This is a genomic window from Streptomyces sp. NPDC012835 (genome assembly GCF_042900885.1).
Classification (GTDB): Bacteria; Actinomycetota; Actinomycetes; order Streptomycetales; family Streptomycetaceae; genus Streptomyces.
Map to the genome: position 1 here is coordinate 1,732,845 of NZ_JBIBBW010000001.1, position 11,439 is coordinate 1,744,283.

Here is an 11,439-nt window from a genome sequence, read left to right on the forward strand (position 1 = left end):
AAGACTATCGCAAGCGTTGCAAGCCACTTGCTTCATGACGCAATTCGAGCGTAACGAGGGTGGGAGCCGGTCAGGTCCGTGGCCGCCCCCGTCCCGGCGCGGCCCACCGCGGGCGGATGCCGCGGGGATGATTTCGGAAAGCGTGCCCCGCCCTCTACCTTCGTACGCATGAGCGCCGGACCGGGCACCGCGGCCCGCACCACGCCCGGACGACGGCGATTCGGCTGGCCGCGCCGGGTCTTCTCCCAGGTGCTGCTGACGCAGCTCGCCATCGCCGCCGGCGTCACCGTGCTGGCCACCGGGCTGTTTCTGGCCCCCTTCAGCCATGAGCTGGACGACCAGGCGACCCGCCGCGCCCTGGTCATCGCGGAGACCACCGCGTCACCGCGGATGGCCGCCGACCTGCTGGCGTCCCGGCCGACGGCCGGCGGCCCCGTGCAGGCCGAGGCGGAACGGATCAGAGAGACCACCGGCGCCGAGTACGTCGTCGTCATGGACCGCGGCGGGGTGCGCTGGTCGCACACCGACCCCGAGGAGATCGGCAGGGTCGTCTCCACCGACCCCAGCGCGGCGCTCGCGGGCGGGCACCTGAGAGAACTCGACAGCGGAACGCTCGGCCGCTCCGCCCGGGGAAAGGTGCCGCTGCGCGACGGTACGGGACGGATCGTCGGCGCCGTGTCGGTCGGCATCGCGTACGACAGCGTCCACAACCGGCTCCTCGCCGCGATCCCCGGCCTCCTCGCGTACGCGGGCGGGGCACTGGCCGCCGGGGCGCTCGCCGCCTTCCTGATCTCCCGGCGCCTTCAGCGCCGAACCCATGACCTGGCGTTCTCCGACATCTCGGCGCTGCTGACCGAACGCGAGGCCATGCTGCACAGCCTGCGCGAGGGCGTGGTCGCGCTGGACTCCGCCGGCCGGATCCGGCTGCTGAACGACGAGGCGCAGCGGCTGCTGGGCCTCGGCCCCGACGCGGCGGGCCGGCCCCTGGAGGAGTCGCTCGGCGAGGGACGCACCGCGGAGGTGCTGACGGGACAGGTGCGGGGCGAGGATCTGCTGGCCGTCCGGGGCAGCCGCGTCCTGGTCGCCAACCGGATGCCGACCGACGACGGCGGGGCCGTCGTGACGCTCCGGGACCGCACGGAACTGGAGCGGCTCGGCCGGGAGCTGGACGCGACACGCGGTCTGATCGACGCCCTGCGCGCCCAGGACCACGAGCACGCGAACCACATGCACACCCTGCTGGGGCTGCTGGAGCTGAACATGCACGAAGAGGCGGCGGAGTTCGTCAACGAGGTGGTCGGAGTGCACCGCACCACCGCGGAACAGATCACCGAGCGGATCCACGACCCGCTGCCGGCCGCACTGCTGGTCGGGAAGGCCACCGTCGCCGCCGAGCGGGGCGTCCGGCTGCGCCTCGCGCCCGACACGCTGCTGCCCGACCGGCTGGTCGATCCGCAGGGGCTGGTGACGGTGGTCGGCAATCTGGTGGACAACGCCCTGGACGCGGCGGCCGGTTCCGACGACCCACGCGTCAAGGTGGAGCTGCTCGCCGAGGACCGTACGGTCGTCCTCGTGGTCTCCGACAGCGGCCCCGGCATCCCGGCCGCCCGGCGCGAACTGGTCTTCTCCGAGGGCTGGTCGACCAAGCAGCCGCCCGCCCACGGGCGACGCGGCCTCGGCCTCGCGCTGGTGCGCCGGCTCGCCGAGCGGCAGGGCGGCAGCGCGCGGGCCGGCGCCTCGCCGCTCGGAGGCGCCGAGTTCACCGTCGTGCTGCCGGACGCGCTGACCGACCCGGCCCCGGACGGGGACACGGCCCCCGGTCCGAGGGCGGACGCGGAGACCGGCGGACCGCCTCACCTCCCGGCTCACGGCCCCGGCACGACGGGAGAGCCACCGTGATCGACGCGCTGGTCGTGGCCGACGGCATCCGGGCCGCCCGGAGCACCGGTACACCTGGCCTGCGGACGACTGAACCCGCCGCCGGGCTCTCCCCGCTCCGGCCGGAGCGCCGGGAGTGCCCCCGGCCCTCGCCCCGTCAGGTGCCGGCTGTCCCCTGGGGCCGGATCAAACCGCGCTGATAGGCATACCGGACGGCCTGGGCCCGATCGCGTACCCCGGTCTTGGCGAAGAGGTTGTTGATGTGGGTCTTCACGGTGGCCGCCCCGATGTGCAGCCGCTGCGCGATCTCCCTGTTCGACAGCCCCTCGGCCACCAGGGAGAGCACCTCGGCCTCCCGGGCGGTCAGCCCGTCGGGCAGCTCCGCCACGGACGCGGCGGGCGGCGGGGCGGTGACCCGCTCCAGCAGTCTGCGCTGCACGGAGGGGGCCAGACCCGCCTGCCCGGCCAGGACGTCCTCGACGGCCCGGACGATCTCCTCGCCCCGCGCGTCCTTGGTGAGATAGCCGCGCGCCCCGGCCTGGAGCGCCGCGAACAACGAGTCGTCGTCGGCGTACGTCGTGAGCACCACGACCTGTGTACCGGGGTGGTCGCGACGGATCCGGCGGGTGGCCTCCACCCCGTCGCAGCGCGGCATCCGCAGATCCATGAGCACGACGTCGGGCGCGAGATCGGCGACCAGGGCGACGGCCTCCTCGCCGTCCCTGGCCGCGCCGACCACCTCGATGTCCGGCAGCAGCCCGAGCAGCATCACGATGCCCTCGCGCACCACGGACTGGTCGTCGGCCACGATCACTCTGGCGGTCATGCGGGCACTCGCAGACGCACGCTGAAACCTTTCTCGTCCGGGGCTCCCGAGCCCTGCGGCGCACCCCGGCCGCCGGAACCGGACGGCCCGGCGGGACCGGCGGGACCGGCGGGACCGGCGGGACCGGCGGGACCGGCCTCCAGGGTGCCGCCGAGCAGCTCGGCGCGCTCCCTCATCCCCAGCAGACCGTACCCGGAGCCGGAGGTCGGCAGCCCGGCCGGGCCCCGCGCCCGGCCACCGGAGTCCCGTACGACCAGGGTCACGTCCTCGGCGCCGTAGCTCAGCAGGATCGAGACGCGGGCGCCGGGGGCGTGTTTGCGTACGTTGGTGAGCGCCTCCTGCGCCACCCTGCGCACCGTCTGGGACACCTCCGCGCGCAGCGGCCTCGGGACGCCCTCGACGTCGACCTCCGCGCCGTCCGTCGCGGCCAGCTCCCGGAGGTGGTCCCCCAGGGGCGCCATCTCGCCGCGGAGTGCCGAGAGCGCCTGGCGGGTCTCGGCGAGACCCTCGCGCGCCATGGAGCGCGCGGCGACGACGCGTTCCAGGATCTGGTCGCGGAACGGTCCGTGCGGCTCCTGCTCGATCCGCAGCCGCGCCGCCTCCAGATGGACGAGCTGCGCGGAGAGGCTGTGCGCCAGCACGTCATGGATGTCACGGGCGATCCTGGCCCGCTCCGCCAGGGCGGCCGTCTCCGCCTCCGCCGCGCGGGCGGCGCGCTCCTGCGCCAGCAGCCGGTGGGCGTTGCCGTGCGCCTCGGCGTCCAGCCGCAGCACATAGCCGCCGAGGAAGAGACCCGCCGTGGTGATGAGCGTGGACAGCAGGTCGTCACGGGTCAGGATCGTGTATCCGGCGAACGCGGTGAGCGCGGTGGGCAGTGCGGCGACGAGCGGCAGCCGCTCGACGCAGGTGACCGCGCAGCCGCACCACAGCACGACGGCGACGACCTCGAACCCGGCCTGGTCCGCCCCGAAGGCCGCGCCCAGCAGCAGGACGAGCAGCCCCACCGAGGGCCACAGCTGGTGGCGCAGGGTGGTACGGAAGAAACCCCAGGCGCAGAACCCGACCGCGAAGACCCCCGCCACCGCCGCGACCGCGCCCCAGCCGGAGACATGCCGCTGGCTGAGGGTGGACCAGAGCAGTGCGCCGCCGACCACCAGCCGCACCAGCCGTGCCAGCCGCCTCCTGGCCTCGCTGAGACCCTGCCGGGAGAGGGCCTCCCGCGAGGGCCAGTGGGTCCAGGGCTGGGGCGTCACACACGGTCCTTCCACTGCGCGGCGGCGGCGTGATCACCGTACGCCGGGCGGGAACCCTCCGAGGGCTGGAGGCGTCGCGCCCGCCACACCAGCAGACCGCCGCGGACCAGGAGGGTGGCGGCGAACGCAGGCAGCAGCGCCCCGCTGCCCTGGTGGACGCCCAGCAGCACACCGACGCCCATCAGGCCGAGCCGGACCGCGATGCCGCCGGCCCAGACCGCGGCGGTCGCCCTGGTGCCCCTGGACCACACCGTGCCGTCGCGGTCGGCCCATATACGGCTGGTCCAGGCCCAGCCCACCCCCATGAGCACGCCCACCACCAGTTCCACAGCGATCAGCAGCGCCGCCGTCACCGGGTGGTGCGGGTCGAGCGGGCCGGGCCCGCGCAGGGACATGACCATGAGCACGATGGGCACCACCAGCCACTTCCGTCCCTCGGTCGCGATCCGCCGCGCCTTGAACTGACGGGCCAGGACCAGAGCGATGACGGCGACGACCGCCAGCAGGTCGATGGGTGACACGGGAGCCTCCGGGAACGGGAAGTACAACGACTTCGACGTTACGGAGAGGGCCGGATCAGGACATCGGAGCACGGGTGGAACGCGGGTGGAACAACGGCCTCCACCCATGGGTGGAGGCCGCTTACCGCACCGGCCGCCGGACGGAAGGTGCTCAGGCGTCGATGCGCGAGCGGTCGAGCGTCGCCGCCGAGCTGGTGATGAACTCCTTGCGCGGTGCCACCTCGTTGCCCATCAGCAGGTCGAAGATCTGCTCGGACGACTCCAGGTCACCGATGTTGATGCGCCGCAGGGTGCGGTAGCGCGGGTCCATGGTGGTCTCCGCGAGCTGGTCGGCGTCCATCTCACCGAGCCCCTTGTAGCGCTGGATGGAGTCCTTGAAGCGGATGTTCTTGCGCTGGTACTCCAGCAGGGTGCGGCGCAGCTCGTTGTCCGAGTACGTGTACACGTACTTGTCCTGGCCCTTCTTGGGCTGCACCAGCTCGATCCGGTGCAGCGGCGGCACGGCCGCGAAGACCCGGCCCGCCTCCACCATCGGCCGCATGTAGCGCTGGAAGAGGGTGAGCAGCAGGATCCGGATGTGGGCGCCGTCCACGTCGGCGTCGACCAGGAGCACGATCTTGCCGTAACGGGCCGCGTCGATGTCGAAGGTCCGGCCCGAGCCCGCCCCTATGACCTGGATGATCGCGCCGCACTCGGCGTTCTTCAGCATGTCGGAGACGGATGCCTTCTGAACGTTGAGGATCTTGCCGCGGATCGGCAGCAGCGCCTGGAACTCACTGTTGCGGGCGAGCTTGGCCGTACCGAGGGCGGAGTCCCCCTCCACGATGAACAGCTCGCTGCGCTCCACGTCGTCGCTGCGGCAGTCGGCGAGCTTGGCGGGCAGCGAGGAGGACTCCAGCGCCGTCTTCCTGCGCTGGGCGTCCTTGTGCTGACGGGCCGCGATCCGGGTACGGGCGGCGGCGACCGCCTTCTCCAGCACGGCGCGGGCCTGCGCCTTCGCGTCGCGCTTCGTCGAGGTCAGGAACCCTTTGAGTTCCTTGGCGATGACATTGGCGACGATCCGGTTGGCCGCCGAGGTACCGAGGACCTCCTTGGTCTGGCCCTCGAACTGCGGCTCCGCGAGCCGCACCGTGACCACGGCGGTGAGGCCCTCCAGCGCGTCGTCCTTGACGATGTCGTCCTCGGCGACGCGCAGCATCTTGGCCGAGCGCAGCACTTCGTTGACCGTTCGGGTCAGGGACCGCTCGAATCCGCTCACATGCGTACCGCCCTTGGGGGTGGCGATGATGTTCACGAACGACCTGACCGTCGTGTCGTACCCGGTGCCCCAGCGCAGGGCGACATCGACGCCCAGCTCGCGGGTGACCTCGGTGGGGGTCATGTGGCCCCGGTCGTCGAGGACCGGCACGGTCTCCTTGAAGGTGCCCTGGCCGGTGAGGCGCAGCACGTCGCAGACCGCCTTGTCCTGCGCCAGGTACTCGCAGAACTCGCTGATGCCGCCGTCGAAGCGGAAGGTCTCCTCGGCCGGGCCGCCCTCGTTCTCGCCGAGGGCCCGCTCGTCCCGGACGACGATGGTCAGCCCGGGGACCAGGAAGGCGGTCTGGCGGGCGCGCTGGTGGAGCGTCTCCAGGGAGAGCCTGGCGTCCTTGAGGAAGATCTGCCGGTCGGCCCAGTAGCGCACGCGGGTGCCGGTACGGGTCTTGGGCACCCGCTTGGTCTTGCGCAGCCCGTTCGCCGGGTCGAAGGGGCTGTCGGGGCCCTGCTCGGTGAACATTCCGGGGACGCCGCGCCGGAAGCTGATCGCGTGGGTGGAGCTGTTGCGGTCCACCTCGACGTCCAGCCGGGCGGAGAGCGCGTTGACCACGGAGGCGCCCACGCCGTGCAGACCGCCCGACGCGGCGTACGAGCCGCCGCCGAACTTGCCGCCGGCGTGCAGCTTGGTCATCACGACCTCGACACCGGAGAGACCGGTCTTGGGCTCGACGTCGACGGGGATGCCCCGGCCGTTGTCCTTGACCTCGACCGAGCCGTCCTCGTGGAGGGTGACGTCGATGTGGTCGCAGTGGCCGCCCAGGGCCTCGTCGACGGAGTTGTCGATGATCTCCCAGAGGCAGTGCATCAGACCGCGGCTGTCGGTCGAGCCGATGTACATTCCGGGGCGCTTGCGGACCGCTTCGAGCCCCTCAAGGACGAGCAGGTGCCGCGCGGTGTAGTTGGAGCCGTCACCGTCTGCTGTCAGCAGGGCTGTGGACGGCACGGACGTATCGGCGGTCACGCGGTTCGCTCCTCGCTGAATTTGAGATGTGGCCCCGTGGGGTAAAGGGCCGGCGTCTGTCACCGGTCAGAGGGTACAGATGCCTGGTAGAGCCGTTGTCACGCCACCCTCGCCCTATTCCCATGCTAGTCCAAGGTCGTATAGGTGTTCGATCCCTCGATGGAGTGAAGCACACATCACGTTCCCTTCCAGGCATGAACCATTTAGGCTCCGGGCACGTCCTCATCAACAACCGGCAAGCCAGCCGGACGAGGGCACCCCCCGACAAGCAACGCAAGCGACGTCAAGAAACGCGAACCCCGTAGAGCGAAGCCCAGCGAAGCAATACGGCTCATTCGCCGCCAACCGTCAGCACCCGGCCGCCGCGGAAGAAATTTTCGAGGAAAAGCCGCGAGCGGGAACGTTTTCGGCCTGGTTGGATGTTGACCCTGGTACGACAGCTCGTCGAGCTAGAGAAGAGGCGACGTGACTACTGTTCTGACCCCCGCGAGCCCGCTGACCGCGGCAGACCGCTGCGACCGGTGCGGCGCCCAGGCATATCTGCGCGTCCTCCTGTCCAGCGGTGGTGAACTGCTCTTCTGCGCCCACCACGGTCGCAAGTTCGAGCCGGAACTCAAGAAGATCGCCGCGGAAATACAGGATGAGACCGACCGACTGACGGCCGTACCGGCCGGCGGCGGTGAAGAGGAACACTAGACACCTCGCATCCACGACGAGCCAAGGGGCGGTCCTCGCGACCGGCCGACGGGCGACCAGCCCCGCACCGCGGGGGTGGCCGCCCGTTCTCGTCCCAGCGGGCCCCGGCGCGCACCGGGCGCCGGAGCCTTCGCCGGCTCAGCGGCCGACGCGCGCTCCGGTCGCCTCGGCGACCAGACGCAGATCCGTGGTCACCCGGGTGTAGACCCCGGGGCTGTCGGAGCGCCCGCAGCCGCTCCCCCAGGAGACCAGGCCGATGAGCCGCCCCTGGGCCACCAGCGGCCCCCCGCTGTCGCCCTGGCAGGCGTCGTGCCCGCCCGCGGGATCGCCCGCGCAGAGCATCGTGGCGGCGTCGTAGCGGTCCCCTGAGCCGCCCGGGTAGGCGCGGGCGCAGTTCCGGTCCGGCAGCACCGTCACGGGCGCGGAGCGCAGCGCGGTGGCGTACTGGCCGTTGCCCGACGTGTCGCCCCAGCCGAAGACCTCCGCGGCCGTTCCCGGCGCGGAGGCGGGGCCGCCGGGCTCCGCCGGCTGGATCACGTACCCGCCGGGAAGCGCGTCCGCCAGGGTCAGCACGGCCAGATCCGGTCCGTCCCCGTCCGCCTCGTACCCCGGGTCCACCCGTACGGACCGTACGGAGACCTCCCGCCCGCCGCCGCCACGGAGCCGCTCACGGCCCGCGATGACCCGCAGGTCCCGCACCTCGTCCGCGGGCGCCCCGAGGGCATCCTCACCCATGCAGTGGGCCGCGGTCAGCACTTTCGTCGGCGCCACCACCACACCCCCGCAGAACTGGCCGGCCCGGGACGCGCCGTACCGGTCACGGCTCGACAGCGCGACGACCCACGGGTGGTCGGCCGACTTCACGGGCCGACCGCCGATGACCACCCGGTCGGCGGAAGCGGGCGCGGCCGTCGCGAGCGGCAGCGCGGCGCCGGCCGCGATCACGGCCAATCCGGCGGACAGCGTTCGGGCAAGGGAACGACGCATACAGGCTCCTGACTCTCCGGTGAACAGCGACCTACCCACAGTCATTAAAGCGAGTCGCCGCTGTACACCGGCGCACAAACGCGAAGACCCGGCGCCTGGAGGCATCCGGGTCTTCGTCCCATGCGTCCGCGCGCCCCCTCGCACCGGGTCGGTCCGGTGCGAGGGGGCGCGCGCCCTTCGGGTGTCCGACTAGTCGAGGTAGTCGCGCAGCACCTGCGAACGGGACGGGTGGCGCAGCTTCGACATCGTCTTGGACTCGATCTGGCGGATGCGCTCACGCGTCACGCCGTACACCTTGCCGATCTCGTCCAGCGTCTTGGGCTGGCCGTCGGTGAGGCCGAAGCGCATGGAGACCACGCCCGCCTCACGCTCGGAGAGGGTGTCGAGCACCGAGTGCAGCTGCTCCTGGAGCAGCGTGAAGCTCACGGCGTCGGCGGGCACGACCGCCTCGGAGTCCTCGATGAGGTCTCCGAACTCGCTGTCCCCGTCCTCGCCCAGCGGGGTGTGCAGCGAGATCGGCTCCCGGCCGTACTTCTGGACCTCGATGACCTTCTCGGGGGTCATGTCGAGTTCCTTGGCCAGCTCCTCCGGGGTGGGCTCGCGGCCCAGGTCCTGGAGCATCTGGCGCTGCACGCGCGCGAGCTTGTTGATGACCTCGACCATGTGCACCGGGATACGGATGGTGCGGGCCTGGTCGGCCATGGCGCGGGTGATCGCCTGACGGATCCACCAGGTGGCGTACGTGGAGAACTTGTAGCCCTTGGTGTAGTCGAACTTCTCGACCGCCCGGATCAGACCGAGGTTGCCCTCCTGGATCAGGTCCAGGAAGAGCATGCCGCGGCCGGTGTAGCGCTTGGCCAGCGAGACCACGAGTCGGAGGTTGGCCTCCAGCAGGTGGTTCTTGGCGCGGCGCCCGTCCTCGGCGATGATCTCCAGCTCGCGTTTGAGCTTGGGGGCCAGCTTGTCGGAGTTGGCGAGCTTGTCCTCGGCGAAGAGACCGGCCTCGATGCGCTTGGCGAGTTCGACTTCCTGCTCGGCGTTGAGGAGGGGGACCTTGCCGATCTGCTTGAGGTAGTCCTTGACCGGGTCGGCGGTGGCACCGGCGACGGCGACCTGCTGCGCGGGCGCGTCGTCCTCGTCGTCGTCGGAGAGGACGAAGCCCTTGTTCTCGCCCTCGGTCTCCTCCTCCTCGCCCTTGCCCGGCTGGATCTCCTCGGTCGGCTCCTCGCCGTCGATCTCGTCGGCGTCCTTCTTGCCCGCCGTCTTCTTCGCGGTCGTCTTCTTGGCCGCGGTCTTCTTGACCGTGGCCTTCTTGGCGACGGTCTTCTTCGCGGCGGCCTTCTTGGCGGGGGCGAGGGACTCGTCGGCCCCCGCGTCCGCGCTCTGCGCCGCCGGGGCGGCGGTGGCGGCCGCGACGGTCCTGGTCGTCGTGGTCGTCTTGGCCGCGACGGTCTTGGTGGCGGTGCGCTTGACCGGGCTCTTCGCTGCGACGCTCTTGCGGGTGCGCTTCGGCGACTCCGCGGCACTGACCATCAGCGTCACACCCTCTTCCTCGAGGATCTGGTTGAGGCTGCGCAGAACGTTCTTCCACTGGGTTGGCGGAATCTGGTCGGCCTCGAAGGCGCGACGCACGTCATCGCCGGCGATCTGCCCATCAGCCTTTCCCCGCTCGATGAGCGCCATCACAGACTCGGACTCGGCGATCTCCGGCGGGAGGGTACGGGATGTGCTGGCCGACACGAACAACCTCTCGGAACGATGGAAACGGCTTCCGGCCCCGCCCATGATCGGGCCGGAGCCGACGACCGTCGGCTGGGGATGTGCCGACGGCGCGGGCTTGCGCCTCGGAGCTGAATACAGCGCCACGGCGTGGCGTTCGTATTCCTTCCTCGGCAGTCACCTCTTAGGTCATCGCACTGTCTCCAGGAGTGTTACGCCCAATCCGCGTGGCCCGAGTCACACCCCAATCGCGACAAGTGGCCAGAAGCGGCATTTATGGGCTCTCCCTCGCGTCGCCGGGCCCCGGGGCCCGGCGACACACGACGACGCGTACCTTCCCCGTACGCCCGGGCCCGGGGAGACGTGCTCAGTGCTCGCGCGGCGCCGGAACGACGCGCTCCACCTCCGGCTGGACCATCAGCAGCTGCCGCATCGCCGACTCGGCGGCGGCTCCGTCGCCGGTGCCCAACGCGTCGACGATCCGCGCGTGGTGACCGAGGGAGATCTCGGTCGGACGGTCGCATCCGGTGATCGGGCCGCCCGAGACCTGAAGGGCGGCCGAGACGATGCTCGCGAGGTGTTCGAGCATCCGGTTGCCGGCGAGCTGGATCAGCAGGGAGTGATACTCGGCATCGGCGCGCGCGAAGGTGATCGAGTCACCCTGAGCGAGGGCATGCCCCATGATTCCCACCATCTCGGAAAGGCGCTGCTGGACATCCGCCCTGCCGTGGCCGGAGGCCAGCCGCGCGGCGAGGGGCTCGATCGTCCAGCGCAGCTCGCTCAGCTCACGGCGCTGGTCGTCGCGCTGCGGTCCGAAGGCACGCCACTCGATGATGTCGGGGTCCAGCAGATTCCAGTCGCTCACCGGGCGGACGCGGGTCCCGACATTGGGCCTGGCGCTCACGAGCCCCTTGGCCTCAAGGACGCGCAGCGACTCCCGCACCACCGTGCGGGAGACCTCGAAACGCTGGCCGATCTCCTCGGGAACGAGCGGACGGTCGGCGCCCAGGTCGCCGGAGACGATCATCTGTCCGAGCTGCTGGACGAGTTGGCCGTGCAGCCCGCGACCACGGCTGCCGGCCGTGCGCCGGCCCACCCGGCCCAGGTCGGTGTCGGCGCCGTCCCAGACGGGGGAGGCCACGCGATCGGCGCCGGGCGCCTCCGCGTAGGGATAACGGTCGAGTCCACCCGGGTCGGCGAGGCCGGAGTCGACGGAACGGGCGGCGGTCATCATGGTGTGCGCAAGGGTACTCACGCATCCTTTGTCGGCGTTGATTCCGCCGC

Annotated in this window: 9 protein-coding genes; 2 read left to right on the forward strand and 7 right to left on the reverse strand. The window is 71.3% G+C overall.

Going from position 1 to position 11,439, the window contains the following annotated elements:
* Positions 1-168 precede the first annotated feature (168 nt).
* Entirely contained in the window at positions 169-1,899 is a 1,731-nt protein-coding gene (locus ACFY6S_RS07095; protein ID WP_388823710.1) for an ATP-binding protein, read from the forward strand.
* A gap of 136 nt (positions 1,900-2,035) precedes the next feature.
* Here the strand turns inward: ACFY6S_RS07095 and ACFY6S_RS07100 are convergent, their stop codons facing one another.
* From ACFY6S_RS07100 to ACFY6S_RS07115, 4 genes are all read right to left on the reverse strand, one after another.
* Entirely contained in the window at positions 2,036-2,704 is a 669-nt protein-coding gene (locus tag ACFY6S_RS07100) for a response regulator (RefSeq protein WP_388823712.1), read from the reverse strand.
* Entirely contained in the window at positions 2,701-3,957 is a 1,257-nt protein-coding gene (locus tag ACFY6S_RS07105; protein WP_388823714.1) for a sensor histidine kinase, read from the reverse strand. Before ACFY6S_RS07105 ends, ACFY6S_RS07100 begins: the two co-directional genes overlap by 4 nt.
* Positions 3,954-4,478 carry a DUF1453 domain-containing protein gene (locus tag ACFY6S_RS07110; protein WP_388823716.1) on the reverse strand — a complete coding sequence of 175 codons (525 nt, stop codon included), beginning with the start codon at positions 4,476-4,478 and terminating at the stop codon, positions 3,954-3,956. The genes ACFY6S_RS07105 and ACFY6S_RS07110 overlap by 4 nt, the downstream gene beginning before the upstream one ends.
* Positions 4,479-4,629: 151 nt before the next feature.
* Positions 4,630-6,753: a type IIA DNA topoisomerase subunit B gene (locus ACFY6S_RS07115; protein WP_388823718.1), complete on the reverse strand. Its 2,124-nt coding sequence runs from the start codon at positions 6,751-6,753 to the stop codon at positions 4,630-4,632.
* Positions 6,754-7,218: 465 nt separating this feature from the next.
* Here ACFY6S_RS07115 and ACFY6S_RS07120 point away from each other — a divergent pair, with 465 nt between their 5' ends.
* Positions 7,219-7,449: a hypothetical protein gene (locus tag ACFY6S_RS07120; RefSeq protein WP_030350144.1), complete on the forward strand. Its 231-nt coding sequence runs from the start codon at positions 7,219-7,221 to the stop codon at positions 7,447-7,449.
* A 138-nt stretch (positions 7,450-7,587) separates the two neighbouring features.
* Here the strand turns inward: ACFY6S_RS07120 and ACFY6S_RS07125 are convergent, their stop codons facing one another.
* From ACFY6S_RS07125 to ACFY6S_RS07135, 3 genes are all read right to left on the reverse strand, one after another.
* On the reverse strand, positions 7,588-8,436 hold the full coding sequence (locus tag ACFY6S_RS07125; protein ID WP_388823720.1) for a serine protease: 849 nt from the start codon (positions 8,434-8,436) through the stop codon (positions 7,588-7,590).
* A gap of 189 nt (positions 8,437-8,625) precedes the next feature.
* Positions 8,626-10,176, reverse strand: a complete 1,551-nt coding sequence (locus ACFY6S_RS07130) for an RNA polymerase sigma factor (protein ID WP_388823722.1) — start codon at positions 10,174-10,176, stop codon at positions 8,626-8,628.
* Positions 10,177-10,522: 346 nt separating this feature from the next.
* Complete coding sequence (locus ACFY6S_RS07135) at positions 10,523-11,410, reverse strand: FadR/GntR family transcriptional regulator (protein WP_388823724.1); 888 nt, start codon at positions 11,408-11,410, stop codon at positions 10,523-10,525.
* Positions 11,411-11,439 lie beyond the last annotated feature (29 nt).